Source organism: Nocardioides okcheonensis, assembly GCF_020991065.1.
GTDB classification, from domain to species: domain Bacteria; phylum Actinomycetota; class Actinomycetes; order Propionibacteriales; family Nocardioidaceae; genus Nocardioides; species Nocardioides okcheonensis.
The window spans coordinates 3,092,251-3,119,148 of sequence record NZ_CP087710.1 but is presented as its reverse complement, the minus strand read 5'-3'; the positions used below and the strand labels follow the sequence as shown (position 1 = coordinate 3,119,148).

Annotated in this window: 26 protein-coding genes and 2 pseudogenes; 14 read left to right on the top strand and 14 right to left on the bottom strand. The window is 74.7% G+C overall.

The window, feature by feature from the left end; all coding sequences use genetic code 11:
* Positions 1-6 precede the first annotated feature (6 nt).
* On the top strand, positions 7-900 hold the full coding sequence (locus tag LN652_RS15210; protein WP_230441454.1) for a hypothetical protein: 894 nt from the start codon (positions 7-9) through the stop codon (positions 898-900).
* A 58-nt stretch (positions 901-958) separates the two neighbouring features.
* Here the strand turns inward: LN652_RS15210 and LN652_RS15205 are convergent, their stop codons facing one another.
* Positions 959-3,286 carry a sodium-translocating pyrophosphatase gene (locus LN652_RS15205; RefSeq protein ID WP_230441453.1) on the bottom strand — a complete coding sequence of 776 codons (2,328 nt, stop codon included), beginning with the start codon at positions 3,284-3,286 and terminating at the stop codon, positions 959-961.
* A 172-nt stretch (positions 3,287-3,458) separates the two neighbouring features.
* Complete coding sequence (locus LN652_RS15200) at positions 3,459-3,767, bottom strand: STAS domain-containing protein (protein ID WP_456238066.1); 309 nt, start codon at positions 3,765-3,767, stop codon at positions 3,459-3,461.
* Between the two features lie 194 nt (positions 3,768-3,961).
* On the opposite strand from LN652_RS15200, the gene LN652_RS15195 reads away from it, so the two are divergent.
* A complete protein-coding gene (locus LN652_RS15195; protein WP_230441452.1) occupies positions 3,962-6,310 on the top strand; it encodes a DEAD/DEAH box helicase in 2,349 nt (782 codons plus the stop codon).
* Between the two features lie 9 nt (positions 6,311-6,319).
* Complete coding sequence (locus LN652_RS15190) at positions 6,320-6,625, top strand: hypothetical protein (protein ID WP_230441451.1); 306 nt, start codon at positions 6,320-6,322, stop codon at positions 6,623-6,625.
* A 183-nt stretch (positions 6,626-6,808) separates the two neighbouring features.
* On the opposite strand, the pseudogene LN652_RS22175 reads toward LN652_RS15190, so the two are convergent.
* The 8 genes and pseudogenes from LN652_RS22175 to ssd form a co-directional block, all read right to left on the bottom strand.
* A pseudogene (locus tag LN652_RS22175) lies at positions 6,809-7,024 on the bottom strand (hypothetical protein); the annotation flags it as partial.
* Between the two features lie 62 nt (positions 7,025-7,086).
* Positions 7,087-7,455 carry a TadE/TadG family type IV pilus assembly protein gene (locus LN652_RS15185; protein ID WP_230441450.1) on the bottom strand — a complete coding sequence of 123 codons (369 nt, stop codon included), beginning with the start codon at positions 7,453-7,455 and terminating at the stop codon, positions 7,087-7,089.
* Positions 7,455-7,643, bottom strand: a complete 189-nt coding sequence (locus LN652_RS15180) for a DUF4244 domain-containing protein (protein WP_230441449.1) — start codon at positions 7,641-7,643, stop codon at positions 7,455-7,457. Before LN652_RS15180 ends, LN652_RS15185 begins: the two co-directional genes overlap by 1 nt.
* A 152-nt stretch (positions 7,644-7,795) precedes the next feature.
* Positions 7,796-8,515 carry a type II secretion system F family protein gene (locus LN652_RS15175; protein ID WP_230441448.1) on the bottom strand — a complete coding sequence of 240 codons (720 nt, stop codon included), beginning with the start codon at positions 8,513-8,515 and terminating at the stop codon, positions 7,796-7,798.
* Positions 8,512-9,204 carry a type II secretion system F family protein gene (locus tag LN652_RS15170; RefSeq protein ID WP_230441447.1) on the bottom strand — a complete coding sequence of 231 codons (693 nt, stop codon included), beginning with the start codon at positions 9,202-9,204 and terminating at the stop codon, positions 8,512-8,514. The genes LN652_RS15175 and LN652_RS15170 overlap by 4 nt, the downstream gene beginning before the upstream one ends.
* Positions 9,205-9,208: 4 nt before the next feature.
* Entirely contained in the window at positions 9,209-10,369 is a 1,161-nt protein-coding gene (locus tag LN652_RS15165) for a TadA family conjugal transfer-associated ATPase (protein WP_230441446.1), read from the bottom strand.
* Positions 10,366-10,527, bottom strand: coding sequence for a hypothetical protein (locus LN652_RS15160; protein ID WP_230441445.1), 162 nt, complete (start codon positions 10,525-10,527; stop codon positions 10,366-10,368). Before LN652_RS15160 ends, LN652_RS15165 begins: the two co-directional genes overlap by 4 nt.
* Before the next feature lie 68 nt (positions 10,528-10,595).
* Positions 10,596-11,375: pseudogene (gene ssd / locus LN652_RS22170) on the bottom strand (septum site-determining protein Ssd); the annotation flags it as partial.
* Positions 11,376-11,509: 134 nt separating this feature from the next.
* On the opposite strand from ssd, the gene LN652_RS15150 reads away from it, so the two are divergent.
* Complete coding sequence (locus tag LN652_RS15150) at positions 11,510-12,307, top strand: HAD family hydrolase (RefSeq protein ID WP_230441443.1); 798 nt, start codon at positions 11,510-11,512, stop codon at positions 12,305-12,307.
* Positions 12,308-12,565: 258 nt separating this feature from the next.
* On the opposite strand, the gene LN652_RS15145 is transcribed toward LN652_RS15150, so the two are convergent.
* Positions 12,566-13,285 carry a Fic family protein gene (locus LN652_RS15145; protein WP_230441442.1) on the bottom strand — a complete coding sequence of 240 codons (720 nt, stop codon included), beginning with the start codon at positions 13,283-13,285 and terminating at the stop codon, positions 12,566-12,568.
* A gap of 82 nt (positions 13,286-13,367) precedes the next feature.
* Here LN652_RS15145 and LN652_RS15140 point away from each other — a divergent pair, with 82 nt between their 5' ends.
* The 10 genes from LN652_RS15140 to LN652_RS15095 all read left to right on the top strand — a co-directional run bounded on the left by LN652_RS15140 (position 13,368) and on the right by LN652_RS15095 (position 24,087).
* Positions 13,368-14,693: a hypothetical protein gene (locus LN652_RS15140; protein ID WP_230441441.1), complete on the top strand. Its 1,326-nt coding sequence runs from the start codon at positions 13,368-13,370 to the stop codon at positions 14,691-14,693.
* A gap of 52 nt (positions 14,694-14,745) precedes the next feature.
* Positions 14,746-15,594: a class I SAM-dependent methyltransferase gene (locus tag LN652_RS15135; RefSeq protein ID WP_230441440.1), complete on the top strand. Its 849-nt coding sequence runs from the start codon at positions 14,746-14,748 to the stop codon at positions 15,592-15,594.
* Positions 15,595-15,673: 79 nt separating this feature from the next.
* Positions 15,674-17,152 (top strand): calcium-binding protein, encoded by a 1,479-nt coding sequence (locus tag LN652_RS15130; RefSeq protein WP_230441439.1) that lies wholly within the window; start codon positions 15,674-15,676, stop codon positions 17,150-17,152.
* On the top strand, positions 17,149-18,090 hold the full coding sequence (locus tag LN652_RS15125) for a calcium-binding protein (protein WP_230441438.1): 942 nt from the start codon (positions 17,149-17,151) through the stop codon (positions 18,088-18,090). Before LN652_RS15130 ends, LN652_RS15125 begins: the two co-directional genes overlap by 4 nt.
* Entirely contained in the window at positions 18,087-19,358 is a 1,272-nt protein-coding gene (locus LN652_RS15120; protein ID WP_230441437.1) for a hypothetical protein, read from the top strand. Before LN652_RS15125 ends, LN652_RS15120 begins: the two co-directional genes overlap by 4 nt.
* A gap of 19 nt (positions 19,359-19,377) precedes the next feature.
* Positions 19,378-20,505 (top strand): sensor histidine kinase, encoded by a 1,128-nt coding sequence (locus LN652_RS15115; protein ID WP_230441436.1) that lies wholly within the window; start codon positions 19,378-19,380, stop codon positions 20,503-20,505.
* Positions 20,502-21,215 (top strand): LytR/AlgR family response regulator transcription factor, encoded by a 714-nt coding sequence (locus LN652_RS15110; protein WP_230441435.1) that lies wholly within the window; start codon positions 20,502-20,504, stop codon positions 21,213-21,215. Before LN652_RS15115 ends, LN652_RS15110 begins: the two co-directional genes overlap by 4 nt.
* Positions 21,212-21,601, top strand: a complete 390-nt coding sequence (locus LN652_RS15105) for a hypothetical protein (RefSeq protein ID WP_230441434.1) — start codon at positions 21,212-21,214, stop codon at positions 21,599-21,601. The genes LN652_RS15110 and LN652_RS15105 overlap by 4 nt, the downstream gene beginning before the upstream one ends.
* Before the next feature lie 3 nt (positions 21,602-21,604).
* On the top strand, positions 21,605-23,119 hold the full coding sequence (locus LN652_RS15100; protein ID WP_230441433.1) for a sodium/solute symporter: 1,515 nt from the start codon (positions 21,605-21,607) through the stop codon (positions 23,117-23,119).
* Positions 23,120-23,259: 140 nt separating this feature from the next.
* Positions 23,260-24,087: a DUF4190 domain-containing protein gene (locus tag LN652_RS15095; RefSeq protein WP_230441432.1), complete on the top strand. Its 828-nt coding sequence runs from the start codon at positions 23,260-23,262 to the stop codon at positions 24,085-24,087.
* Between the two features lie 182 nt (positions 24,088-24,269).
* Here LN652_RS15095 and LN652_RS15090 read toward each other — a convergent pair whose 3' ends face one another.
* The 3 genes from LN652_RS15090 to LN652_RS15080 form a co-directional block, all read right to left on the bottom strand.
* Positions 24,270-24,929 carry a VOC family protein gene (locus tag LN652_RS15090; RefSeq protein ID WP_230441431.1) on the bottom strand — a complete coding sequence of 220 codons (660 nt, stop codon included), beginning with the start codon at positions 24,927-24,929 and terminating at the stop codon, positions 24,270-24,272.
* 107 nt (positions 24,930-25,036) lie between these two features.
* Positions 25,037-25,240: a cold-shock protein gene (locus tag LN652_RS15085; RefSeq protein WP_230441430.1), complete on the bottom strand. Its 204-nt coding sequence runs from the start codon at positions 25,238-25,240 to the stop codon at positions 25,037-25,039.
* A gap of 221 nt (positions 25,241-25,461) precedes the next feature.
* Positions 25,462-26,892 carry an aldehyde dehydrogenase family protein gene (locus LN652_RS15080; RefSeq protein ID WP_230441429.1) on the bottom strand — a complete coding sequence of 477 codons (1,431 nt, stop codon included), beginning with the start codon at positions 26,890-26,892 and terminating at the stop codon, positions 25,462-25,464.
* Between the last annotated feature and the right edge of the window lie 6 nt (positions 26,893-26,898).

The following is a 26,898-nucleotide window of genomic DNA, read 5'->3' as shown; positions in this document are numbered from 1 at the left end:
GGTGGCGTGCTGGAGCCGCCGACCGACGTGACCGACGCCGAGGTGCTCGAGGTCGTGCGCACCCTCTGGGAGCCGCGCGCCGATGCGGTCGAGCACCTGCCGGTCGGGTGGGGCGCCCACCACTGGCGCGTCGACGTCGCGGGCACGCCCACCCTCTTCGCGACCCTCGACCCGCCGCTGCCCCGGCACACGCGCGCGACCCTGGAGGGGGCGTACGCCGCGGCCGCCACGCTCGACCTCGACTTCGTGTGGCCGCCGCTGCCGCACGCCGACGGCGGGTTCACCGTGCCGTGCGGTCCCCGGACCGCGAGCGTCACGGGGTGGCTCGACGGCGCGCGACCCGAGGAGTCGGTGGCCGACCTGCCCGACCTGCTCGCCCGGCTGCACGCGGCCGCACCGCCTCCCTCGGCGCGCGCCTGGACCACCGAGCTCGACCCCGACCTGCCCGACCTCCTGCGCGAGCTGCTGCAGCAGCCCTGGGACGGCCCGCTCGGGCCGGCCGCGCGCGACCTGCTCGTCGGGCACCTGACGCAGGTCGGGGGCTGGGTCCGCGAGCACGCCCGGCTGCGCGACCTCGCCGACCCGGCGGCGTACGTCGTCACGCACGGCGAGCCGCACGTGCGCAACCAGTGGGTCGCGCGCGGGCGGACCTGGCTGATCGACTGGGAGTCGCTGCTGCTCGCGCCGCGCGAGCGCGACCTGGCCACGCTGGTCCACGAGGGACGCGACGTGCCGCACGACAAGGAGATGGTGCGGCTGTTCGACCTGGAGTGGCGGCTGTCGGAGATCTGGTCGTTCGCGCAGTGGCTCCAGGGCCCGCACGTCGGCGACACCGACGACCGCACCGCGCTCGGCGGTCTGACCTCCGAGCTCACCCGGCCCCACTTCGGCGAGGGCTGACGCACGGCGGCCCGCCGCTCCCGGAGGAGGGCGGGCCGCGTGCGTGCGGGGCCGGCGATCAGGCGGTGTGCGGGGCGAACGACGACGAGCCGGCGTTGTCGCCGTCGTCGGCGATCGCCACCTCGCGCCGCTTCGACACGACGACCGCTCCGACGATGATCGCGACCGCGACCAGCGCGATCACGATGCGCAGGGCGTCGTTCTGGTCCTCGCCCACGCTCATCGAGACCACGGCGCTCGCGATCAGCAGCGAGACGAGGTTCATCACCTTGATGAGCGGGTTGATGGCCGGGCCGGCGGTGTCCTTGAACGGGTCGCCGACCGTGTCGCCGATGACCGTGGCGGCGTGGGCCTCGGAGCCCTTGCCGCCGTGGTGGCCGTCCTCGACCAGCTTCTTGGCGTTGTCCCAGGCGCCGCCGGCGTTGGCGAGGAAGACCGCCATCAGCGTGCCGGTGCCGATCGCGCCGGCCAGGAAGCCCGCGAGGGCGGCCACGCCGAGGCCGAAGCCGACCGCGATCGGGGCCATCACCGCGAGGATGCCGGGCGTGATCAGCTCGCGCAGCGAGTCGCGGGTGACGATGTCGACGACCTTGCCGTACTCCGGACGGCCGGTGCCCTCCATGATCCCGGGGATCTCGCGGAACTGGCGGCGCACCTCCATCACGACCGCGCCGGCGGCGCGGGCGACGGCGTTGATCGCCAGGCCGGAGAAGAGGAAGACGACCGCGGCGCCGAGCAGCACGCCGACGAGCACGCCCGGGTTGTAGACGAGGAAGTTGAGCGCCGACACGTCGTCGTCGCTCAGCACGCCGGCGTCGGCGACCGCCTCGGCGACCGACGTCGAGTACGACCCGAACAGCGCGGTGGCCGCGAGGACCGCCGTCGCGATCGCGATGCCCTTGGTGATCGCCTTGGTGGTGTTGCCCACGGCGTCGAGCTCGGTGAGGATCTGCGCGCCCTGCTCGCTGACGTCGCCGGACATCTCCGCGATGCCCTGCGCGTTGTCGGAGACCGGCCCGAAGGTGTCCATCGCGACGATCACGCCGACGGTGGTGAGCAGGCCGCAGCCGGCGAGCGCCACCGCGAACAGCGAGACCGTGACGGTCGCGCCGCCGAGGAGGAACGCCCCGAAGACGGCCGCGCCGATGACCAGGGTGGTGTAGACCGCGGACTCGAAGCCGACGCTCAGGCCGGCCAGGATGACGGTCGCGGGGCCGGTGAGCGAGGTCTTGCCGACGTCCTTGACCGGGCGGTACTCGGTGCCGGTGTAGTAGCCGGTGAGGGCCAGGATCCCGGCCGCCATCACGATGCCGATGACGACGGCGAGGCTGGCGATCAGCCGCGGGTCGCCGGTGGCGCCGGCGATGTCGGTCCCGGTGGCGTTGGTGAACTCCGAGAACGAGCCCGGCAGGTAGGCGTAGGACAGGATCACGGACGCCACGGCGCCGACCGCGGCGGAGATGTAGAACGCGCGGTTGATGGTGGTGAGGCCGTTCTCGCCGGCCCGCGGCTTGGTGATGAACACGCCGAGCACCGCGGTGAGCGCGCCGATGGCGGGGATCAGCAGCGGGAAGACCAGGCCCTTGTCGCCGAACGCCGCGGCGCCGAGGATCAGCGCGGCGACCAGCGTCACCGCGTAGGACTCGAAGAGGTCGGCGGCCATGCCGGCGCAGTCGCCGACGTTGTCGCCCACGTTGTCGGCGATCGTCGCCGCGTTGCGCGGGTCGTCCTCGGGGATGCCCTGCTCGACCTTGCCGACCAGGTCGGCGCCGACGTCGGCGGCCTTGGTGAAGATGCCGCCGCCGACGCGCATGAACATGGCGAGCAGCGCGGCACCGAAGCCGAAGCCCTCGAGCACGTGGGGCGCCTCGTCCTTGAACAGCAGGACCACGACGCTGGCGCCGAGCAGGCCGAGCCCGACGGTCGCCATGCCGACGAACGCGCCGGTGCGGAAGCCGATGGTCATGGCCGGGTCGCGGCCCTCGGTCTCGGCCGCCGCGGCGACGCGCAGGTTGGCGCGGACCGCGAGGCTCATGCCGAGGTAGCCGATGGCGGCGGAGAAGCCGGCACCGACCAGGAAGAACACGGAGCGTCCGATCCGGACGGTCACGTCGTCGGCTGGCAGTGCGAACAGGACCACGAACGCCACCGCGGCGAAGATCCCGAGAGTGCGGAACTGGCGCTGCAGGTAGGCGTTGGCGCCCTCCTGCACCGCCTGGGCGATGGTCCTCATGTTGTCGGTGCCCTCGCCTGCGGCCATCACCTGCGACCGGAACATCGCCGCCATCCCGAGCGCGCCGAGCGCGATCAGGGCGACGATGACGACCAGGACGAGGTTGCCGCCTTCGAGGTCCGGCTTCACGACTGCGGGCAGCATCCCGGTCATATGCGCGTCCTCCTAGAAGTGGAACGTGAACGCGCCGGAGTCTACGCAGACGTGACCCAGATCACGGGGCAGGGTGATCCACGCCACACCGGGCGGTCTGGACCCGGACGCGAAAAACCCCTCCGGGCACGTCCGGAGGGGTGAGCGGGAGGGCCGTGCAGGGCCGGTGCGGTCAGGCGCCCGGCGCCAGGCCGACGGTGTCGTGGATGACGAAGACCTTGGCCAGCCCGGTGATCCGGAAGATCTTGAGCAGCCGCTCCTGGGTGCAGACCAGGTCGAGCGAGCCGTCGTGGGCGCGGACCTTCTTCAGGCCTCCGACCAGCACGCCGAGCCCGGTGGAGTCGAGGAACTCGACGGCCTCGAGGTCGATGACGATGTCGTAGGTGCCGGCGCCGACGAGCTCGGTGATGCAGTCGCGCAGCTTGGGCGCGGTGTAGACGTCGATCTCCCCGCCGACCGCCACGATGGCGCGACCATCCACCTCGCGAGTGGCAAGGGTGAGATCCACGACTGCTCCCCGGTCCCCGAATCTGTTCGGACAGTGCGTCATCGAGGCACACTGCGTGCCCCTGAGTTCTATCGGGTGGTATCAAACCACGAGTCCCACCCGTCGCGCAGGAGTCCCCAGGACTTCTCACCGGCGTCGCCGTCGGTGGTGTTTGCGAGACTTCCGCGGTGAGCACCGGCCGACCTGTCGCACCAGCCCGGGTCGACGACCTCGTGCGGCGGCTGACCGCGGTGCCCGGCCGCGAGGGACGGCTGCGCCACCTCGAGGTGCTGCCGGGCCGGGACGCGGTGCACGAGGAGTGGCCCGCGTGGGTGCCGGACGACGTGCGGTCGGCCTTCGTGTCGCGGGGCGTCGCGCGGCCGTGGCGCCACCAGGTGGTGGCCGCCGACGCCGCGCACGCGGGCGACCACGTGATCGTCGCGACCGGCACGGCCTCCGGGAAGTCGCTGGCCTACCAGCTCCCGGCGCTGTCGGCCGTCCGTGCCGCGCGGGGCTCGCGCGGCGAGCGGGGCGCGTCGGTCCTCTACCTCGCCCCCACCAAGGCGCTGGCCCACGACCAGCTCGCGACGCTGGCCTCGCTCGGCCTCGACGTCCGGCTCTCGGCCCACGACGGCGACAGCTCGCGCGAGGAGCGCGACTGGACCCGCGACTTCGGCGAGTACGTCCTCACCAACCCCGACATGCTGCACCGCTCGCTGCTGCCGACCCACCACCGCTGGTCGCGCTTCCTGAGGTCGCTGCGCTACGTGGTGGTCGACGAGTGCCACCACTACCGCGGCGTGTTCGGCGCCCACGTCGCCCACGTGCTGCGGCGGCTGCGCCGGGTGTGCGCGATGTACGGCGCGCACCCGACGTTCGTCCTCGCCTCCGCGACCGTCGCGCAGCCCGAGGTCACCGCGTCGCGGCTGACCGGCCTGGACGTCGTCGCGCTGACCCGTGACGACTCGCCGCGCGGCGACGTCTCGCTGGTGCTGTGGGAGCCGCCGCTGACCTCCCACGACGGGGAGAACGGTGCGCCGGTGCGCCGCGCGGCGTCGTCGGAGGTCGCCGACCTGCTCGCCGACCTGGTCGCCGAGGACGTCCGCACGCTGGCCTTCGTGCGCTCGCGGCGTGGTGTCGAGCAGATCGCGGCGACCGCGGCCGACCTGCTGGCCGAGGTCGACCCGTCCCTCCCGGGCCGGGTCGCGGCCTACCGCGGCGGCTACCTCCCGGAGGAGCGACGCGCGCTCGAGGCGGCACTGCGGCGCGGCGACCTGATGGGCCTGGCCGCCACCAACGCCCTCGAGCTGGGGATCGACGTCAGCGGCCTGGACGCGGTGCTGATCGCCGGCTTCCCCGGCACCCGGGCGGCGTTCTGGCAGCAGGTCGGACGGGCGGGCCGCGGCGCGCAGGACGCGCTCGGCGTGCTGGTCGCGAAGGACGACCCGCTGGACACCTACCTCGTCACCCACCCGGAGATGCTCATCGGCGCACCCGTCGAGGCCTCGGTCTTCGACCCCGACAACCCGCACGTCATGGGCCCGCACCTGTGCGCCGCCGCCCAGGAGCAGCCGCTGACGGAGGCCGACCTCCCGCTCTTCGGACCGACGGCCCGCGACGTCCTCGACCAGCTCACCGACCTCGGGCTGCTCCGGCGGCGGCCGCGCGGCTGGTTCTGGACCGACCGCGGCCGCGCCGCCGACCTGGCCGACATCCGGTCCGCGGGCGGCTCGGCGGTCCAGCTCGTCGAGTCCGGCACGGGCCGGGTCGTCGGCACGGTGGACGCGTCCGGGGCCCACAACCAGGCGCACCCCGGGGCGGTCTACGTCCACCAGGGCGAGACCTGGCTGGTCGAGTCGCTCGACCTCGACCACCACGTCGCGATGATGCACCGCGACGACCCGGCGTGGTCGACCACCGCCCGCGAGGTCACCGACATCAGCATCGTCTCCACGCGTGAGCGCCGCTCGTGGGCCGGCTGCGAGCTGGCGCTGGGCGAGGTCGACGTGTCCCACCAGGTGGTGTCGTTCCTGCGCCGTCGCCAGCCGGGCGGGGAGGTGCTGGGCGAGGAGCCGCTCGACCTGCCGGAGCGGACGCTGCGCACCACGGCGGTCTGGTGGACCGTGCCCGACGACGTCGTCGCCGAGGCCGGCCTGGCGGCCCTCGACGTGCCGGGCGCCGCCCACGCCGCCGAGCACTGCTCGATCGGCCTGCTGCCGCTCTTCGCGACCTGCGACCGGTGGGACATCGGCGGGGTCTCCACGGCGCGTCACCCCGACACCGGGCTGCTGACCGTCTTCGTCTACGACGGGCACCCCGGCGGCGCCGGGTTCGCGGAGCGCGGGTTCGCCACCGCGGTCGAGTGGCTGACCGCGACCCGGGAGGCGATCGCCGGGTGCGAGTGCGCCAGCGGCTGCCCGTCGTGCATCCAGTCGCCCAAGTGCGGCAACCAGAACAACCCGCTCGACAAGGACGGCGCCATCCGGCTCCTCGACGCCCTCCTCACGGGTGCGCCACGCGAGGTCGCGAAGCGCTAGATTCGGGCCATGGTGATCATCGGACTCGTCCTCATCGCACTCGGCGGGCTGGCCATCCTGTTCGCCTTCGCCTTCACCGACGCCGGGACCGGTGGCTCCTACCTCGGGGTCGAGGTCAACACGCTGTCCGCCTTCCTGATCGGGGTCGCCGCCGGTGCGGCGATCCTCTGGGGCCTCGCGATCCTCAAGTGGGGCACCAAGCGCACCCTCGCGCACCGCAGGGAGCGCAAGGAGCTCAGCGAGCTCAACGCCAAGCTCGAGCGGGTCGAGGCCGAGCGCCGCGCCGACGGCGAGGACCGGTCCCCGTCCGCGTGATCGTGGCGGGCCGCACCCACCGCTGAGCGGGAGGTCCGGTCCCCGACGGTGGAGCCACCGGCCGGATCTACCGGCCACCGGCTCCACCGTCGCGACGACGTGGCGCGACGGGCTGCTGCTCGCCGGTCCGGCGCGCGCCTCGGCCCGCACCCGGACCCGGCGCCACGGCACGGCCGGTCCGTCGACCGACACCGCCACCCGGACCTCTCGTCCGTGCACCGCGCACCCATCCAGCACGGCCGCGTTGGCGCTGGCCACGCGTGCCGCTGCCGCGCAGGCCGCACCCCCGGACGCCGCGGCCCCGGCAGCGCCGACCGCCGTGAGGTCGGCTGCCGCCTGCGCCCGACGCTGCGCGACGACCAGCCCGCCGACCCCGGCGAGACCGAGGGCCACGAACATCAGCATCGCGGCCACCGCCAGCACGAGGACCGTGGCGGCGCCCTCCTCCCCCCGGTCGCGGGTCACGGCCACGACTCCTCCACGAGCGCGACCGCCTCGTCGGAGACCGTGACGCCCGGCACCGACGCCAGCAGCCCACCGGGCGCGGCCACGCGGGCGCTGGTCACGACCACGACGCGGTCCTCCCCGACCTCGACCCGGACCGACGCGCCCTCCGGGGCGATCCGCAGGGCGACCGACCGGGCCGAGGCGACGTCGTCGCCGCGGGCGATCGCCCGGGCGGCCTCGCGGGACGCGTCGACGACGCGCACCTGGGCGGCGCCCACCGCCAGCATCCACACCAGGCCGACCGTCAGGGCGAGCAGCAGCGGGACGCCGAGCGCGAGCTCGGCGGTCGCGGCTCCCTCCTCACGCCGAGCCCGCGCCGCCATCAGCCGATCCCCAGCAGTCCCATGACGTGGTCGAACAGCCTGCCGAGCAGCTGGTCGCCGAAGCTGCCGGTGAGCAGCTTGTAGAGGAGGGCCGCGAACCCGGCCCCCGCTGCGGTCCCGACCGCGTACTCGGCGGTGGTGATGCCCCTCTCGTCGCGCTCGCGCGCTGCCTGCGAGGTCGTCGTCATCTCGTCTCCCGTCGTCGCGGGGCTCCCGCTGAGCACCGTCGTCACCCGAGGGTGCGTGCTCGCCGCGACGCGTGCAGCCGGAGCCGCCCGGCGCTGTGGACGACCGGTGCCGGAGCCGGCCTGTGCACGACCGGTGGCCGTCCGCGGGCCCGTCACGGGACCATCGAGGCGAAGAGCGAGGCGACCGTCGGCACGACGCCGAGCAGGAGGAAGGCGGGCAGCAGGCACACGCCGAGCGGCAGCGCGGCCGCGACGCCCACGCGACGGGCCGCGTCCTCGGCACGGGCCGCGGACTCCCGCTCGAGCTCGTCGGCGAGCCGCTCGACGGCCTGCACGACCGACGCGCCGGACGCCTGCGCACGCAGCATCGCCCGCCCGAGCGGCGCCAGCGCCTCGTCGTCGAGGACGGTCGCCCACGCCTCCGCGCCGGGTGCGCCCCACCGGGCGTGGTCGACCACGGGGGCGAGCCGGTCGGCCGCGGGTCCGGGCAGCGCCTCGCAGACCGTGGCGAGCCCCATCACCGGGTCGGCGCCCCCGCGCAGGGTCGCGGCGAACAGGTCGACGAGGTGCGGCAGCGTCCGTCGCACCTCCTCGCGCTCCCGGCGCACCGCCGCGGGTTCGGCGTGGGCCAGGACCCACCACGCGGCCGCCGCGGCGGCAGCCGCCATCGGGGCCGCGGCCGGGCCGCCGACGAACACCCAGGCGCAGGCCCCCGCACCGCTCGATGCGGCCAGCCTCGTCCACCGGCCGGGGCCCCGCGTCGTCGCGGGGCGGGAGGCGGCGGCGGTCTCGTCGCGCGGCCACGGCACGGGCGCCGGCGGGACCAGCAGCCAGACCGCGAGCAGCACGCAGGCCGCGCACAGCCAGGTCACGGCACGACGACCGCGTCGGCGAGCCGTTCGATCCACCACAGCCCCAGCGCGAGGAGCCCCAGGCCGACGACGAGGCACGCCCCTCCCGCGGCGCTTCCCAGCAGGAACGCCCACGGGTCGGAGCCCGCGCCGGAGCCCATCACCAGCACCGCGAGCGGCAGGCACGCCACCAGCCGGGCGGTCGCCCGCGCCGAGGCGAGCTCGGAGTCGACGAGGCGCCGGGTGCGGCGCCGCGCCCGCAGACCTGCCGCGGTCCGCTCGAGCGCGGCGGCCAGGCCGTGGCCGGTCCGGTGGGCGACCTGCCAGGCGCTCGCCACCCGCTGCAGGTCGTCCGCCCCCGGACGCTCCCGGGCCAGCCGCCGCAGCGCGTCGGGCACGTCGGCGCCCAGGCGGCTCGCCTCGACCACGCCGGCCAGGGGTGGCCACCTCTCCTGCGCCGCCGACAGCGCCGCGGTGGGCGGTCGGCCCGAGGCCAGCTCGGCGGCCAGCGCGTCACAGACCTCCAGCACCGCCGCACGGTCGCGGGCAGCCTGCCGGCGGCGCGCGCCCGGACGCAGCCCCGAGCGCAACCCCGCACCGGCCGGCGGCGGGCCGTCGGGGTCCGGGGCGGCCGCGCGGGTGGCGCCGCTGGCACCAGCAGGGCGGTCGCAGCCGCCAGCAGCAGCGCCGACACCCACGCAGACGCCCACGCCGTCACCACGACGAGCCGAGCCGTTCCGCGAGGACCGCCGCACCGGGGCCACGGACCAGGCGGTCGGGGTCGAACCGGACCGCCGGCACCAGCGAGACCAGGCCGTCGGGCGAGCGCTCGGGCACCGCGAGCTCGAGCACCCGCCGCCGGCCGTCGGGCCCGCGACCGAGGTGGACGACCACGTCGAGCGCCGCGGCGAGCTGGCTGTGCGCGGCGTCGCGCGGCAGCCCGGCCGCCAGCGCGAGCGCCTCGACGCGGGCGGGCACGTCGGAGGCGGAGTTGGCGTGGAGCGTGCCGCACCCGCCCGCGTGGCCGGTGTTGAGCGCGGCGAGCAGGTCGACGACCTCGGCCCCGCGCACCTCGCCGACGACCAGCCGGTCCGGGCGCATCCGCAGCGCCTGGCGCACCAGCGTCTGCAGCGACACGGCGCCGGCTCCCTCGATGTTGGCGGGCCGCCCCTCCAGCGCCACCACGTGCGGGTGGTCGGGTCGCAGCTCGCTGGCGTCCTCGACGAGGACGATCCGCTCGCCGTGGTCGACGAGCGAGAGCAGGGCTGACAGCACCGAGGTCTTGCCGGAGCCGGTGCCGCCGGTGACGAGGAACGCGCAGCGGGCGTCGACCACCTCCTCGAGCAGCACCGCTCCGTCGTCGGGCAGCGCGCCGGCCGCGACGAGCTCGGGCAGGGTCCAGACCCGGCCGCGGGGCACCCGCAGCGACAAGGCGGTGCCGGACCGCGCCACCGGCGCCAGGACGGCGTGGAAGCGGGTGCCGTCGGCGAGCCTGACGTCGGCGTGCGGGGTCGCGTCGTCCAGCCGCCGGCCGGCGGTCGCGGCGAGGCGCTGGGCCAGCCGCCGCACCGCGTCGTCGTCGGGGAACGACACCGCGGTGCGCTCCAGGCCACGGCCCCGGTCGATCCAGACCTCGCCGGGCCCGTTGACGAGCACGTCGGTGACCCCGGGCAGGCGCACCAGGTCCTCGAGCGGACCGGCACCCAGCACGTCGCGCCGCAGCAGGTCGTGGACCGCCAGCACCGTGGCGTCGCCGACGGGTGAGCCGCCGGCACGCAGCGCCTCCGCCACCCGGTGGGGGGTCAGCTCGCCCGCGGCGCCGGCCAGCCGGCGGCGTACGTCGTCGACGACCGCGGCGGGCACCTGCGCGCTCATGCGGCGCTCCCCAGCAGGTCGCGGGCGGCGCGGGCGAGCGGTCCCCGCCTGGCCAGCGGGCCCGCTCCCCGGTCGACCGCCTCGGCGAGGCCGCGCTGGTCGGCGAGCGCGGCGACGACCGGCAGCCCGGTGACCCGCTCGGCGGCCGCGTCGGACAACCCACCGGGCGCACGACGAGCCCGGCCCTGCCCTCGCGACCCAGGCCGGCGACGAGGCGTGCGGTGGCCGCCACCGCGGGCACGGTCGCCGGGGTGACGACGAGGAGCTCGTCGCACCGGTCCGCCAGCTCGCCCAGCGACGTCGACTGCCGGGCCAGGTCGAGCACGACGAGGTCGTGGCCGCGGGTGGCCGACGGCAGCACCCGTCGCACGGTGGGCACGTCGAGGTGGCGCCGGAGGCCGGACCAGGTCAGCACCCCGAGCCCGCGTCGTCGCGGCACGCCCTCGCGCAGCTCGCGCGCCCCGAGCCGGCCCGAGGTCTCGGCCAGTCCCTCCCAGCGCACGCCCGCCTCGTCCTCGATGCCGACCAGCCGGTCGAGGCCCGGCCCGAGCGGGTCCGTGTCGACCAGCAGGGTGGGCGCGCGGTCGGCCCACCACTGGGCGAGCGCGCAGGCCAGGGTGGTGCTGCCGCACCCGCCGACGCCGCCGACCACCCCGACGACCCGGCCCGGCGAGGCACGCTCGCCGACGTCGGCCACCAGGTCGGCGAGCCAGTGCTGCTCGCGCTCGAGGTCGACCACCGACGCGGCGCCCAGCCGGACGGCCGCGCGGAAGGCCGCGTCGCCCGGCGGGCTGCCGACGACGTGCACCCCCTCGCGACGCGCCGGCGCGAGCTCGGCCAGGTCGCCGGCCAGGTCGGCGCCGACGAGCACCAGCGCGGCGTCCGACCAGGACGTGAGGGCCAGCACCGGGTCGTGGCAGGACCGGGCGGCGACGCCGGCGGCGGCGCAGAGCGGGACGACGGTGTCGTGGACGGCGGTGGAGGAGGTGATCACGAGGACGGACATGACGACGAGGGTCGACCGGTCCACCGACGGCCGGCAGCGGCCAGGCCCGCGGGCTGTGGACGACGCCTCCGGGGCGGCACCTGTGGATGCCTGATGGCCGGATTCCCGCACGGCAGGCCCCCTACGATGGCCGTATGACCCGCCCCACCGCGGCCTTCTTCGACCTCGACAAGACGATCATCGCCAAGTCGAGCACGCTGGCCTTCAGCCGCGAGTTCCAGGCGGGCGGGCTGATCTCACGGCGCGCGATGCTGCGCTCGGCGTACGCCCAGCTCGTCTTCTTCACCGGCGGCGCCGACCACGACCAGATGGACAAGATGCGCGAGTTCATGTCGCAGCTGTGCGCCGGCTGGGACGTCGCCACCGTCCGCGACATCGTGCACGAGACCCTGAGCACGATCGTCGAGCCGCTGGTCTACGACGAGGCCGTCACCCTCTTCGAGGAGCACCGCGCGGCCGGGCGCGACATCGTCATCGTGTCCGCGAGCGGGTCCGAGGTCGTCGAGCCGATCGGCGAGCTGCTCGGCGCCGACCGGGTGGTGGCGACCCGGATGGAGATCGCCGACGGCCGCTACACCGGCAACATCGACTACTACGCCTACGCCGAGGAGAAGGCGCGGGCGATCGAGCAGCTCGCGGCGAGCGTCGGCTACGACCTCTCCGCGTGCTACGCCTACAGCGACTCCATCACCGACGTGCACATGCTGGAGGTCGTCGGGCACCCGTTCGCGGTCAACCCCGACAAGGAGCTGCGCAAGGTGGCCGCCACCAAGGGCTGGCCGGTGCTGAGCTTCGTCCGGCCGGTCGCGCTGCGCCGCCGGATCCCGGTGCCGCCGGCGCGCCCGACGCTGGCCGCGCTCGCCGTCGGCGGGGCCGTCGCGGCCGGCGGCGTGGCCTGGGCGAACCGCCGCAAGCGGTCGCACGACGCCTGAGCGGCACCCACCGGCGCCGGCCAAAGTCAACCCTTGAAGGTGCCCGGGCGCCGGACTACAAAGGAAGCACGAACTCCACAGAGCAGCACGTGTACCGGGTACCCACGCGGCGATCCACCCATCCGATGGGGTGCTGGCCATTCGGGAACTGCCCGAGGCAGCGATTGAGAAGAGCACGCTTGGTAGCCACGGCGTCACGTGTCAGCGGCGGCACCCGGTCCACGTGAACGGGTGCCGCTCGCATGCCCGGACCCCGGATCAGCCCGTCCGCAGCGGTGAGGCCTCGGCGCCCGCGGCGAACGCCTCGGCTCCGTAGAGGGCCCAGGCGTGGACGCCCGACGGGCCGCCGTCGCGGTAGGCCCGCAGGTTCGACTCGTACGCCGCCCGGTGCGCCAGGTGCCCGGCCTCCGGCACCACCAGCGACTTCGGGTCGACGCCGCGCGACACCAGCACCAGCCGCTCCAGCGCGCGGGCCACGATGCCGTTGTGGGACGCGAACGGCGCGGCGGTCGCGACGTCGGCGTGCGCGACCGCGGCGACGAGGAGCGCGGGCGCGGACGTCCCCGACAGCAACAGCTCCGCGACGCCCCGGAGCCGGTCGGCCGACGCCGCGTCACGCGGACGGCCGAGCTCGTCCGGGGGGAGCGAGGCTCCCCCCGCGACGGCGTGCAGCCGGGCGATCGCCTGCAGCGGCGCGGTCTTGAGCAGCGGCGCCAGCGCGAGCATCGAGGCCGAGAGCCGGACCGCGTCCGCGGCGATCGCGTCGCCGGTGCCGGCCCGCACCTCCTCGAGCGACGAGGTCGATCCCTCCAGCACGGCGCTCGCGTGGGCGCCGCGCAGCAGCGACTCGCCCGTCATCTCGGGCGAGGTGCGCCGCAGCCCGCGGTCGCGCAGCATCACGTCGATCCCGTCGCGGGTGCCGGCGTAGGCCGACGGCACTCCCTCGAGGTCGGTGAGCCAGGCGAGCGGGTCGATCATGGGGAGGACGGTAGTCGCGGCAACTTCCCGGTCGTCCGCTGCGTCCCCTCCACGTACGTCGCCGTCGACCCTCGGGGGAACCATGCTCCGCACCACCACCCTGTCCGTCGCCGCCCTGCTCGGGCTCGCGCTGCTGGCGCCCTCCTCCGCGCAGGCTGCGGGCGAGACCTGCCAGGGCCTGCCCGCCACCGTCGTGGGCACGGAGGGCCAGCCGCTGACCGGCACCGAGGGCGCCGACGTCGTCGTGACCAACGGCGCCTCGCAGACCCGGACGCTCGGCGGCGACGACGTCGTCTGCGTCACCGGCAGCAGCAACCCGTACGTCGACACCGCGGCGGGCGACGACGTGGTCGTCTCGACGCTGGCCGCCGACGCCTTCTCGACCGTCAAGCTCGGGCCGGGCAGCGACCGCTTCACCGGGTCGGCGTCCTCCGACGTCGTCTACGCCGGCGGCAAGGTGAGCCGCGTGCTCGACGACCTCGACCGCGACGTCATCGACAGCGGACCGGCCAACCCGGAGTACGGCGACTACGTGGTCAGCGGCCAGCCCGGCCAGCCCAACGGGGACCAGGTGCGGGTGCCCGGCGGTGAGCCGGGGCGCGGCGGCAGCGCCAGCACGCTCGAGCTGCACGGCCTGCCCGACGCCGGGGGCTCCTTCGACGGGAGCGGCGGCAGCGAGCTGGTGCTGGAGACCGAGGGCGCGCGGAGGGCGTCCGTCGACACCGTCGCCGGCACCTGGGCCACCGAGGCCGGCACCACGTCGATCAGCGGCTTCGCCGACTTCACGGTCGTCGACCGCGAGGGCCCGCGCCGCCTCACCTTCCGCGGGAGCGGCCGCGACGAGTCGCTCGACGTGGACCTCGGCTCCGACCCGCGCCTCGACGTACGCCTCGGCGGGGGCGAGGACAGGGTCGTGCTCCGGGGCGACCGGCTCGCGCGCCGCGGCACCGTCCTCGCCGGAGGTGCGGGTCGCGACGGCATCGGCGTCGTCATGGTGCACCGCGACGTCGACCTCGACCTCGGACGCGGGCGCCTGGTGGCGGGGAAGCCGGGCCAGCGGGTGCCGGTCCGCGCCTCCGGCTTCGAGGACGCCGAGGTCGTCGCGGGACGCATCGACGTCCGGGGCACCCGGGGCGACAACGACATCCGGGCGTGGGGGTGCAGCGCCACCGTCCGGGCGCTCGCCGGCGACGACGTCGTCTCGCCGCTGACCCTCGTCTCGGACGCGTACTTCGAGTGCCGCTCCGTGCGGACCCGCTTCGAGGGTGGCCCGGGCGACGACCGGCTGTCCGGCGACGCCGGCAGGGACGTGCTGATCGGCGGTCCCGGACGTGACGTGGCCAACGGTCGCTCGGGCCGCGACACCTGCAGCGCGGAGAAGATGCGCCGCTGCGAGGTGCGCCGCTGACCGCTCGGGCGGTGCCGGGAGGTCCGCGGGGGCGCGGGATACGGTGAGCACGATGAGCGACCAGCAGCCCGAGAGCCCCGCCACCGTCGACCACGCCCGGTCCTTCGGCCCCGTCGCCGAGGCGTACGACCGGGGCCGGCCGACGTACCCCGCCGAGGCGGCCGCCTGGCTGGTCGGCGGCGAGGCGAAGGTCGTCCTCGAGCTGGCCGCCGGCACCGGCAAGCTCACGCGCGAGCTGGTCGACCAGGGGCACGCGGTCTTCGCCACCGAGCCCGACGAGGAGATGCTGGCCGTCCTGCGCGAGCGGGTGCCGGAGGTCAGCGCCAAGCCCGCGACCGCCGAGGAGATCCCGGCCAACGACCGGTCCGTCGACGTCGTCGTGGTCGCGCAGGCCTTCCACTGGTTCGACCCCGAGCGTGCCCTGCCGGAGATCGCTCGGGTCCTCAAGCCCGGGGGCCATGTCGCCCTGGTCTGGAACAGCCGCGACGAGCGGATCCCGTGGGTGCGCCGGATGGGCGACATCCTCGGCCGACAGGACCTCGACACCTCCTCCTCCGAGCACCTCGTGCACAGCGACCTGTTCGGCTTCGTGGAGGAGCAGTCGTTCAAGCACTGGCAGGAGATCGACCGCGAGTCGATCCTCGACATGGCACGCTCCCGGTCGAGCTTCGCGGTGATGGACGAGCAGGCCCGCGAGGACCACCTCGTCGAGGTGCTGGCCTTCTACGACGACTACGGCCGCGGCATGGACGGCATGCGCGTCCCCTACCGGACCCGCTGCTACCGCGCGGTGGTGATCGACCGCGACGGCCCCGGCCACGCCGGCGACGACCCCGAGCCCGAGGGCCCTGTCGTGAGCGACGGCACCGACACCGACATGCTGCTGATCGACTTCCGCTGAGCCCTGGCCTCCCGTCACAACCAGATCGGGCCGGCGTGCGTCCCACCATCACACGCACCCACCTAGCTCGGGAGAGACCATGCGTCGTACGACGTCCCTGACCGCCGCCGGCCTGCTCGGCCTGGCCCTCGCCGCCGTCCCCGCCACCGGCGCCACCGCGGCCGGCGAGACCTGCCGCGGCGAGGCCGCGACGATCGTGGGCACAGGGCCCACCCTCACCGGCACCGAGGGCCGCGACGTGATCGTCACCGCAGCGGCCCGCACCGTCGTCGCGCTGGGCGGCGACGACCTGATCTGCCTCAGCGGCACGCCGTCCACCGGGACCGACTTCATCAACGTGGACGCCGGCGCGGGGGCCGACACCGTGGACTCGACAGCCCTGGCGCCGGGCTACTACGCGACCACGGTGCTCGGGGCCGGGTCCGACACCTTCGTCGGCGGCCGTGCCTACGACGTGGTGTTCGCAGGCGAGCAGGTGGCCCTCCCCGGAGGCGGCAGCGCCCCGGGAGCCGACGCGGAGAAGGACACCATCGACACGGGCGACGCCCGCGACACCGTCTGGACCGGCGCCGCCGGCGTGCCCAACAGCGATGCCGTCACCCTCGGCACCGGGGAGGACGACCTCATCCTCGCCGGGTCCGCCGTCGCTCCCGACGCCGTCCTCGACGGCGGGACCGGCTACGACGGCCTCAACCTGCTCGGAGGGACCGGCGACCTCGGCGTCGACCTGGCGGCCGGCACGCTCACCACCTCGCTCGGCACGGCCCGCTTCAGCGGCTACGAGAGCGCGTCGCTCGAGGTCGGGACGGGCAACGTCTCCGTCCGTGGCACCGACGGACCCGACCGGGTGACCGTGCGGCCGACCGGCGGGGCGCCGACGCTCGACGTCGCGACCGGCGACGGCGACGACGTCCTCACCGTCGAGCCGGCCACGGCGATCGCACCGGGCAGCCGGATCGATGCGGGCACCGGCGAGGACGAGCTGGTCGCCGCCACGGACGCCGGCCGGCTGTCGCTCGACCTGGCGACCCAGCGGTTCGGCGTCGGCGGGGTCGACGCGGTGGCCGTCGGGCTCGAGGACGCCTTCCTGATGGCCCCCGAGGTGGTCATGGACGGCGACGACGGTGACAACGAGCTCATGTGGACCGGCTGCTCCGCCACGCTCCGGGGCGGCCTGGGCGACGACTCGCTGCGGTGGCAGTACGACTACGTCTTCGAGGCCTACGAGTTCCGCTGCGACGGTGACGTGTCGATGAACGGCGGCGACGGGCGCGACACCCTGCGCGGCTCGGGCAGTGACGACCTGCTGATCGGCGGGCGCGGCCACGACACCGTCGAGGGGCGCAACGGCGACGACCGGATCCGCGGCAGCCGGGGCAACGACCGGGTCGACGGCGGCGAGGGCCGCGACCGGGTCAGCGGTGGCTCCGGCAACGACGTGCTCAACGGCCGCGCGGCCGACGACGTCCTGATCGGCGGGCCCGGTCGCGACCGGGTCGACGGCAGCCGTGGCCGTGACCGCTGCGTCGCCGAGCGCAAGGCACGGTGCGAGCGATGAGGCGTACGACGATGCTGGGGGCAACCGCCCTCCTGGGCCTGGGGCTGCTGGTCCCGACCACGGGGGCGAGCGCCGCCGACGAGATGTGCCAGGGCCAGGTCGCAACCATCGTCGGCACGCCCGACGGGCGGCTGGTCGGCACGCCGGGTGACGACGTGATCGTGTCGTACGGCGACTACACCGTCGACGCCGGCGACGGCGACGACCTGATCTGCCTGCGCCCCATCGTGGGCGGACTCGTGGTCGAGGTCGATGCCGGGCCGGGCGACGACTCGGTGGTGTCGGAGGGCGAGCTCAACAACTCCTTCACCGACCTCGGCCCCGGACGCGACTCCTTCGTCGGCGGCGGCGGTGAGGACCGGGTCGACGCCAGCTTCGACGACACGGTGGTCGCCGACGCCGGGGACGACTTCGTGGACTACTCGATCGCCCGCGGCGAGCGCCTGCCGTCGGTGGTCGGGACCGCGACGATGTCGCGGCGTGAGGGCTGGATCAAGGTCATCGCGCCCGGGCGGAAGCTGGCCATCGACGGCCGAGCCGGCACGGTCCGGATCGACGGACGGGTGGTCACCACCTTCGAGGTGTCGCCCCGCATGCTGTTCGGCGTCGCCCAGCGGGTGGCGCTGTCCGGCACCCCGGGCTTCGACCGGCTCGGCTCGGCCGCCTGCGGGACCGCCGTGCTGAAGGGCCTCGGCGGCAACGACGAGCTCGTCGCCCTGGGCGACAAGGCGACGCCGAGGCGGGAGTGCCGCGACCGCCGGATGGTCGGCGACGGCGGCCCCGGCAACGACACGATCCAGGGGACCAAGCAGGACGACGTGCTGCGCGGAGGGGCCGGCAAGGACGACCTGCGCGGCTACGCCGGGACCGACACCGCCGACGGCGGCCCGGGCCGCGACCGGTGTGACGCGGAGCGCCGGACCGGGTGCGAGCGGTGACGAGTACGACGACCACCGCCCTGGCCGGGGCCACCCTGCTCGGCCTCGCCCTGCTCACCCCCACCTCCCACGCGGCCGCGGCTGCCGGGACCTGCCAGGGCGCGCCGGTCACGATCACCGGTGAGCCGGGCGGGCGGGTCACCGGCACCGAGGGCCCAGACGTGATCGTCACCGACGGCGCCATGTCGGTGGACGCGCTGGGCGGCGACGACCTGGTGTGCGTCTCCTTCGAGACCGGTTTCCCCGCCACTCCCGTGGCCGTGGACGCGGGCGCGGGCGACGACGTCGTGGACGGCACCTCCTCGACCGACGCGGTCGCAGCCGACCTGGGCACGGGCGCGGACACCTTCATCGGCAGCGACCTCGGGTCAGGCACGGACGACCTGGTCACCGTGGCGCCGGACTCCTCCGCGCCGGACGTCCTCCAGGCAGGAGGCGGCACCGACGGCCTGGTCCTCGACTCCGGCGCCGCCGACCTCGTGGTCGACAACGTCGCCGGCACCGCCCGCGTCGGCGGGCGGGTCGTCGCCACGTGGACCGGGATCGAGCAGTTCCGGCTGACCCGGACCGGCGCCCGGACCCTGACCTTCGTCGGCTCCTGGGTCTCCGAGACGGTCGTCGACGGTGGGACCGGCTCCGGCGTGCTCGACGTCGACCTCGGCGGCGGACGCGACTCGTTCGCCACGAGCGCCCCGCCGGCGGTCGGCAGCCGCATCGCCGCCGGCGGCGGCGACGACCGCCTGGAGATCGCTGCGGCCGGGACGGACCTCGACCTCGACCTCCAGAGCGGCGTCCTCGAGGTGGGCCGGCGCGCGACCCACGAGGTGGCGGTGCCGGACTTCGAGGACGTCGCGCTCACCGCGCGCCGCGCCGTCGTCGACGGCGACCGCGGACCCAACGACCTCGCGGTGACCGCCTGCTCCGCCGTCGTGCGCGGGCACGGCAGCGGCGACCGGATCGACACCCGCTACTCCAGCACCTTCGACGCAGGCGTCGACTGCCGTCGGTCCGCGCGGCTGGTCGGTGGCCCGGGCGGCGACGCGATCTTCGGCACCGGCGGACCCGACCGGATGTCCGGCGGACCGGGTGGCGACGAGCTGCGCGGGGGCGGCGGGGACGACCGGCTCAGCGGCGGCGCAGGGTCCGACTTCATGCTCGGTCAGTCCGGGCGTGACCGGGTGTGGGGGGACGGCGGCACGGACCTCGTCTCCGGCGGGCCGGGCCGCGACACGTGCCGCGCCGAGCGCGCGCGGTCCTGCGAGCGCTGAGCGGGGCTACCCTCGCGCCATGGCGTGGAGGTGGCGGCGTACGTCGCTGGGCGGCGAGGCCGACCGGGCAGCGTTCCGCACGCTCCACCACGCCTCGCTCGCCAGCCCGGCGCTGCGCGAGGGGCTGACCGTCGCCAGCGCCGAGCGCAGCGTCCGGCACCTGCGGGCCCTGCTCGACACCCCGGCCGCCGGGCTCGGCGACACCAGCGGGCTGCTGGCGTGGGACGGCCTCGGCACCCACCACCGCAGCCAGCTGCCGCCGACGATCGCGCAGGTCGCCGAGACCGGGCGCACGATGATCGTCGACGAGCGCACGCTGCGCTGCGACGACGGCGGCTGCCAGGTCAGGCAGGCGGTCGTGAGCCCGCTGGTCGTCGAGGACACCCTCGTCGGCGCCCTCGTGGTGGCCGCCCCGCACACGACGGGCGGCCTCGTGCGCGCCGCGGACGAGGTCGCGTCGTGGGTCAGCGGCCAGCTCGAGCTCGCCGAGCTCGACGCCTCGCGCACCCGGCTGATGGAGGCCGAGGTGCGCGCGCTGCGGGCCCAGATCAGCCCGCACTTCATCTACAACTCGCTCGGCGCGATCGCCAGCTTCGTGCGCACCGACCCCGACCGGGCCCGCGAGCTGCTGCTGGAGTTCGCCGACTTCACCCGCTACTCCTTCCGCCGCCACGGCGAGTACACGACGCTCGCCGAGGAGCTCCGCTCGGTCGAGCGCTACCTCCTGCTCGAGCAGGCGCGCTTCGGCGACCGGCTCCAGGTGACCCTCCAGGTCGCGCCCGAGGTGCTGCCGGTCGCGGTGCCGTTCCTCTGCATCCAGCCGCTGGTCGAGAACGCCGTGCGCCACGGCCTCGAGGCCAGCGCCGACAAGGAGGACGGCATCGGGCGGCTCTCGATCACTGCCCGCGACCTCGACCAGGAGTGCGTCATCGAGGTCGAGGACGACGGGACCGGCGAGGACCCCGAGCGGGTGCGTCGCGCGCTCGCCGGCGACGCGTCGATGGACTCGGTCGGCCTCGGCAACGTCGACGCGAGGCTGCGCAACGCCTACGGCGACGACTACGGTCTGGTCGTCGAGACCGCACCCGGCGCCGGCACCAAGGTCGTCGTGCGGGTGCCGAAGTTCGCCCCGGGGGTCCAGGTATGACGACGTTGCGTGTCCTGGTCATCGACGACGAGCGTCCCGCGCTCGACGAGCTGACCTACCTGCTCGGCCGCGACCCCCGCATCGGCGAGGTGCGCGGCACCGACTCCGCGACCGAGGCGCTGCGCGTCCTGCAGGCCGAGGAGGTCGACGCGGTCTTCCTCGACATCCAGATGCCCGGCCTGACCGGCCTCGACCTCGCGCAGGTGCTCTCCCGCTTCCGCACCCCGCCGCCGATCGTCTTCGTCACCGCCCACGAGGAGCACGCCGTCGCCGCGTTCGAGCTGCGCGCCGTCGACTACGTCCTCAAGCCGGTGCGTGAGGAGCGGCTGGCCGAGGCCGTACGCCGTGTCGTCGAGGCCGGCGGCCCGGCGCCGTCGGGCGACGTGCAGATCCCCGTCGAGCGCGCCGGCGTCACCCGCTTCGTCAACCGCTCCGACATCACCCACGTCGAGGCCCAGGGCGACTACGCCCGGCTGCACACCGCCGAGGGCTCCCACCTCGTCCGCACCCCGCTGACGTCGCTCGCCGAGCAGTGGGCCGACGCCGGCTTCGTGCGGATCCACCGCTCGGTGCTCGTCGCGCTCCCCCACGTCGAGGAGGTGCGCAGCGAGGCCGGCCGGGTCAGCGTCGTCGTCGGCGGCGTCGAGCTGCTGGTGAGCCGGCGCCACACCCGCGACCTGCGCTCGGTGCTGACGAAGAAGGGCACGTGAGCCAGCCGCCCCCGCCCCGCGTGCGGGTCACCGGCCCGCCGCGGCGCCGCGCCCACGTCGTACGCACCGGGCGGGCGTCGGAGATCGACGCGGAGACCGAGCTCGGCGAGGTCTTCATGCGCTCGCTGCTGCGCGAGCAGCTCCTGCTGGCCCTGCGGGTGCTGCTGGCGCTCGGGCTCACCGTCGGGGTGCTGCCCCTGGTGTTCCACCTGTTCCCCGGCCTCGACGACGCCCGGATCGGGCAGATGCCGCTCGCGTGGGCGCTGCTGGGGGTGCTGACCTACCCGTGGCTGGTCGTCCTCGGCTGGTGGTACGTCCGGCGCTCGGAGTCCAACGAGCGCGACTTCGCCGACCTCGTCGGCACCGTGCTCCCGGACGAGGACTGAGCGGTGAGCACCGACGTCGTGCCGGGCGTGGTCGCCGTCGTGCTGGTGTCCCTCGCTACCCTCGTGATCGGCACGTGGGGACTGCGGATCTCACGCACCACCAGCGACTTCTTCGTCGCCTCGCGGACCGTGCGTCCGCGGCTGAACGCGAGCGCGATCGGCGGGGAGTACCTCTCCGCGGCCTCCTTCCTCGGCGTCGCCGGGCTGCTGCTCACCTTCGGCGCCGAGATGCTCTGGTACCCGGTCGGCTGGACCGCGGGCTACCTCGTCCTGCTGGTCCTGGTCGCCGCGCCGCTGCGCCGCTCCGGGGCGTACACGCTGCCCGACTTCGCCGAGGCGCGGCTGGGCTCGCGCGGGGTCCGCAAGCTGTGCTCGGTGCTGGTCGTCGGCATCGGCTGGCTCTACCTGCTGCCCCAGTTCCAGGGCGCGGGCGTGACGCTGCGCGCCACCATCGGGGCGCCGCCGTGGGTCGGGTCGCTGGTGGTGGCGCTGGTCGTGCTGGCGTCGGTCAGCCCCGGCGGGATGCGCTCGATCACCTTCGTCCAGGCGTTCCAGTTCTGGCTCAAGCTCACCGCCCTGCTGGTGCCGGCGTGCGTGCTGCTCGCGGTCTGGGCCGCCGACGGCGCGGCCGACCCGACGACCTCCGCGCCGACGTCGTGGTCGGTCCCGCTGGCGGCGCCCGGCGACGGCATCGGGCTCTACACGACGTACTCGCTCATCGTGGCGACCTTCCTCGGCACCATGGGCCTGCCGCACGTGGTGGTGCGCTTCTACACCAACCCCGACGGGCGCGCCGCCCGGCGGACCACCCTCGCGGTGCTCGGCCTGCTCGGCATCTTCTACGTCCTCCCGCCGGTCTACGCCGCCCTCGGCCGGATCTACGCGCCCGACCTGGTGGCCGGGCGCTCCGACGTGCTGGTGCTGGAGCTCCCGGGCCTGATGCTCGACGGGCCGGTGGCCGCGGTGCTCACCGGCCTGCTGACCGCGGGCGCGTTCGCCGCCTTCCTCTCGACCAGCTCCGGGCTCACCATCGCGGTCGCCGGCGTGCTGTCGCAGGACGTGACCGGCCGGCGGTGGGGCTCGTTCCGGCTGGGCGGGGTCGCCGCCTTCCGCGTGGCCGCTGCGCTGGCCGTCGTCGTGCCGCTGGCGATGTCGGTGCCGGCCCAGGACGTCGCGGTCGCGCGGACCGTCGGGCTCGCGTTCGCGGTGACCGCCTCGACCTTCGCCCCGCTGCTGATGCTCGGCATCTGGTGGCGCGGCCTGACCCCGGCCGGCGCGGTCGCGGGGCTCCTGGTCGGCGGGCTCGGGTCCGGCACCGCGGTGGCCTGGACGCTGTCGACGTCGTCGGCCTCCGGCTGGACCGCCGCCCTGCTCGGCCAGCCCGCCGCCTGGTCGGTCCCCGCCTCCGTCCTGGCGATGGTGGCGGTCTCCCGCCTCACCCGGTCCTCCGTCCCCGCCCACGCCGGGCGGTTCATGGTGCGGCTGCACACGCCCGAGGCCGTCGACCTCCAGCGGTGAGGGTGTGATGTACGTCTACCCAACGTCAGGCATGTCTTTACACGTTCTCTGAACGTGGCCCCGTGATGGCTCTTAACCTTCAGCAGTCCTGCCCCACTCGGATCGGGACATCCAGACGATGACCACGCCCGGGGGAACAGATGACCCACACCGATCAGCCCAGCTACGCGCCCTACCCGAACCAGATGCCGCCAGTACAACAGCCCAAGGGGAGCAACGGGCTCGCGACCGCCGGGTTCGTCCTCGGCCTCCTCGGCCTCCTCGGATCGTGGATCCCGGTCCTGAACATCCTCGGCATCCTCCTCGGGGTCATCGGCGTGATCCTCGCCGCAGTGGGCCTGGCGAAGAGCAAGAAGGCCAACGCTGGCAAGGGGCTCGCCATCGCCGGCATCATTCTGGGCGTCCTTGCCGTCGTCTTCGCCGTTCTCGTCAATGCGGTGTTCGTCAGTGCGGTGGACGAGGCCGTGAAGGAGTCCACCAAGACCAGTGTCGACACCTCCAGCTCCGGCAAGGGCAGCAAGGCCTCCGGCAGCTCCGCGGACACCGAGATCGGTACGTCTCGGGACAACCCGGCACCGCTCGGCTCGTCGATCAAGGGCGACAACTGGAGCGTGAGGATCAACTCCGTCAAGCAGGTGGGCCAGGACTCCATGGGCCAGAGCCCTGCTGCAGGGATGACCCTGATCTCGATCAACCTGACCGCGACCTACGAGGGCAAGGACGCACAGGGAGAGACCGCATGGGCGACGGTCAAGTTCGTCTCTCCGGACGGCACGACCATCGACTCCACGGGCGGCTCCTCGATGTTCATCGCCGACAACGAGTTCGACTCGCTGCAGACCGTCTATGAAGGCGCGTCGGTCAAGGGTGACCAGCTGCTCGAGGTGCCCGCCGACAGCTGGCAGGACGGGGTGCTCGCCATCTCGCCCTCGATGCTGAGCGACGACACGTTCGTGGCCGTCAAGTAGACCTCGGTCCGAAGTGGCACCATGCAGGCAGTTCGCGCGTCGTCGCCGGACTTCCACGCTCAGCTCGTGGCCGACGCCGGCGAACTGCCTTCATGGTGCTCGCGTCAGCGGACGACAGTAGGCAGTTGGCGCTCTGACGTCAGCGGTCCACGCTCAGCCCAAGGTGGGAGCCGGCGAGCTGCCTACGCTGCTCGGACCCGCACCTCGTTGCCGTCCGGGTCGGCGAGCTCGACGTCGCCGTCGGTGCGGGCGACCACCCGGGCGCCGAGCGCGACCAGCCGGTCCACCTCGGCGTCGACGTCGCCGACCTCGAGGGCGAGGAGCATCCGGTCGGGGTGGTGCTTGGGGTTGAGCGGCTCCCCGCCCCAGGCGATCTTGAACCCGCCGGACGGCGGCGAGATCGCGGTCTCGCCGTCCTCGTCGTGCACCAGCGGCCACTCCAGCACGCGGCTCCAGAAGACGCCGAGGTCGCGGGTGCCGTCCGCGGCCAGCTCGCCGAGGAAGCCGGTGCCGGCGAGCCAGCTGTTGCCCTCGGGGATCACGCAGAACTCGTCGCCGCCCGGGTCGGCGAGCACGACGTGCGGCTCCTCGGGCAGCTGGCCGACGTCGAGGCGGGTCGCGCCGAGGGCGAGCGCCCGCTCCACCGTCTCCGCCTGCGTCCGGTCGTTGCTGGTCAGGTGGAGGTGGAACGGGTTGAGCCCGCGGCGCGGCTCGGCGGTCGCCTCGAACCGCAGCCCGACCGGCGCCCGGTCCAGGTCAGGGCCGAGCAGGTCGCTCCAGAAGCGCGCGACCCGCTCGGGGTCGCTGCACCGGACGACGAGGACGGGCACCCGGGCAACCATCCCGGCACCGTAGGCGGGTCGTCCGTCCCGCGGCCACCGGTTATCGGCCCCGGAACGGCGAGGAGCCCCGACCGCGTGGCGGTCGGGGCTCCTCGGTGGTGCGTGCGTCAGGCGACGCGGACGTTCTCGGCCTGCGGGCCCTTGGGGCCGGCGGTGATGTCGAACTCGACCTTCTGGTTCTCGTCGAGCGACTTGTAGCCGTTGGACTGGATGGCGGAGAAGTGGACGAACACGTCCTCGCCGCCACCGTCCTGCGCGATGAAGCCGAAGCCCTTGTCAGCGTTGAACCACTTGACGGTGCCCTGAGCCATGATCATTTCCCTTGTTCGAAACCGGCGGACGACGTGCCCGACCGGGCGCTGAAGACATCCGACTGAGCTGATGTCCAGCGAACCGAAGACCAGGAGCATGAGATACGAGCCGCACCAGGTGCGCGGCCAGGACGACCGTGGGTCGTCCCTTCAACACCACCAGCCTAGGGCACCGGGCCCAGAAGCGACACTTCCGCGCCCGAACCGGTCCGTACGGGTCGTCAGCGGTCGTGCCCGACGTAGACGCTCTTGGACCAGGTGTAGAAGTCGACGGCGCGCGCGCCCTGCTCCCGGAAGGTGTTGCTGGAGGAGTCGCCGACGCCGCCGAACGGCACGTTGAGGTCGAGGCCGGTGGTGGGACGGTTGACCTTCACCACGCCGACCCGCGCGCGGGCGGCGAAGTCGTGGGCGGCCGCGAGGTCGCGGGTGCAGACGCCGGCGGTGAGGCCGTACGCGCTGTCGTTGACCCGCGCCACGCCCTCGTCGAGGTCGGCGACGTCGATGACGGCGACGACCGGACCGAAGACCTCCTCGCGGGCGAGGCGGCTGTCGTGAGCCACACCGCTCGCGACCACCGGGTGGAGCAGCTGCCCCTGCGCCTCGCGCGGTTCGCCGCCGAGGTCGTAGCCGGCGGCCGCAGCACCGTGCACGGCCTCGACGTCCTTGGCCAGCTGCTCGGTCGAGACGACCGGCCCCATCGTGGTGGCGGGGTCGAGACCGTCGCCGGGCACGACCGCGGCGGCCCGCTCGCGCAGCGCTTTGACCAGCTGGTCGCGCGCCTGCGGGGTGACGTAGACCCGGGAGGTCGCGGTGCAGGCCTGCCCGGTGAGCCCGAACGCACCCGCGGCGATGGTCGCGGCGGCGGCCTCGGTGTCGGCGTCGTCGAGCACGAGGTAGGCGTTCTTGCCGCCCATCTCCAGCTGGGCGCGCGCGCCGCGGTCGTCGAGCAGGCGGCGGATCGACCGGCCCACGCCGGTGGACCCGGTGAACGACACCGCGGCGACGTCCGCGTGGCGCACCAGCGCGTCGCCGGCCTCGGCGCCGGTGCCGTGGACGACGTTGAGCACGCCGGGCGGCAGGCCCGCGTCGAGCAGCGCGGTGGCGAGGTGGTTGACCGAGAGCGGGGTGAGCTCGGCCGGCTTGAGGACCACGGCGTTGCCGGAGACCAGTGCGGGCGCGGCCTTCCACGCCGGGATCGCGATCGGGAAGTTCCACGGGGTGATCAGCCCGACCACGCCGAGCGGCTCGGCGCGCGTCCACACCGTGGTGTCCGGGACGACGCTCGGCAGCACCTCACCGCTCGCGCGCCAGCCGCCGGCACCGAAGAAGCGCAGCACGTCGATCGCCCGCCGCACCTCGCCCATCGCCTCGGCGCGGGTCTTGCCCTCCTCGCGGACCAGGTCCTCGGCGATGCCGGCGTGCCGCTGGCGCAGCAGGTCGGCGGCGTCGAGCAGCACGGTGCCGCGGGCGACGGGGGTCAGGGCCGCCCACCCGCGCTGGGCCTCGACGGCGGCGGCGACCGCGTCGGACACGTCGGCGGCGGTGGACCGCGGCGCGACCGCGACCACCTCGGTCGGGGCGGCGGGGTTGCGGCGCTCGGCCACGGGGTCGCCGGTCCAGCTCCCGGCGATCAGGTTCAGGGCGTGGGTCATGGAGGT

What these genes read in the sequence shown, in the direction of transcription:
- LN652_RS15135 (WP_230441440.1), top strand. Translation starts at nt 14,746, where the DNA reads ATGAGCGACCAGCAGCCCGAGAGCCCCGCCACCGTCGACCACGCCCGG.
- LN652_RS15180 (WP_230441449.1), bottom strand. Translation starts at nt 7,643, where the DNA reads ATGACGACGACCTCGCAGGCAGCGCGCGAGCGCGACGAGAGGGGCATC.
- LN652_RS15185 (WP_230441450.1), bottom strand. Translation starts at nt 7,455, where the DNA reads ATGGCGGCGCGGGCTCGGCGTGAGGAGGGAGCCGCGACCGCCGAGCTC.
- LN652_RS15165 (WP_230441446.1), bottom strand. Translation starts at nt 10,369, where the DNA reads ATGAGCGCGCAGGTGCCCGCCGCGGTCGTCGACGACGTACGCCGCCGG.
- LN652_RS15130 (WP_230441439.1), top strand. Translation starts at nt 15,674, where the DNA reads ATGCGTCGTACGACGTCCCTGACCGCCGCCGGCCTGCTCGGCCTGGCC.
- LN652_RS15140 (WP_230441441.1), top strand. Translation starts at nt 13,368, where the DNA reads ATGCTCCGCACCACCACCCTGTCCGTCGCCGCCCTGCTCGGGCTCGCG.
- LN652_RS15080 (WP_230441429.1), bottom strand. Translation starts at nt 26,892, where the DNA reads ATGACCCACGCCCTGAACCTGATCGCCGGGAGCTGGACCGGCGACCCC.
- LN652_RS15125 (WP_230441438.1), top strand. Translation starts at nt 17,149, where the DNA reads ATGAGGCGTACGACGATGCTGGGGGCAACCGCCCTCCTGGGCCTGGGG.
- LN652_RS15095 (WP_230441432.1), top strand. Translation starts at nt 23,260, where the DNA reads ATGACCCACACCGATCAGCCCAGCTACGCGCCCTACCCGAACCAGATG.
- LN652_RS15085 (WP_230441430.1), bottom strand. Translation starts at nt 25,240, where the DNA reads ATGGCTCAGGGCACCGTCAAGTGGTTCAACGCTGACAAGGGCTTCGGC.
- LN652_RS15090 (WP_230441431.1), bottom strand. Translation starts at nt 24,929, where the DNA reads ATGGTTGCCCGGGTGCCCGTCCTCGTCGTCCGGTGCAGCGACCCCGAG.
- LN652_RS15190 (WP_230441451.1), top strand. Translation starts at nt 6,320, where the DNA reads ATGGTGATCATCGGACTCGTCCTCATCGCACTCGGCGGGCTGGCCATC.
- LN652_RS15205 (WP_230441453.1), bottom strand. Translation starts at nt 3,286, where the DNA reads ATGACCGGGATGCTGCCCGCAGTCGTGAAGCCGGACCTCGAAGGCGGC.
- LN652_RS15145 (WP_230441442.1), bottom strand. Translation starts at nt 13,285, where the DNA reads ATGATCGACCCGCTCGCCTGGCTCACCGACCTCGAGGGAGTGCCGTCG.
- LN652_RS15150 (WP_230441443.1), top strand. Translation starts at nt 11,510, where the DNA reads ATGACCCGCCCCACCGCGGCCTTCTTCGACCTCGACAAGACGATCATC.
- LN652_RS15115 (WP_230441436.1), top strand. Translation starts at nt 19,378, where the DNA reads ATGGCGTGGAGGTGGCGGCGTACGTCGCTGGGCGGCGAGGCCGACCGG.
- LN652_RS15110 (WP_230441435.1), top strand. Translation starts at nt 20,502, where the DNA reads ATGACGACGTTGCGTGTCCTGGTCATCGACGACGAGCGTCCCGCGCTC.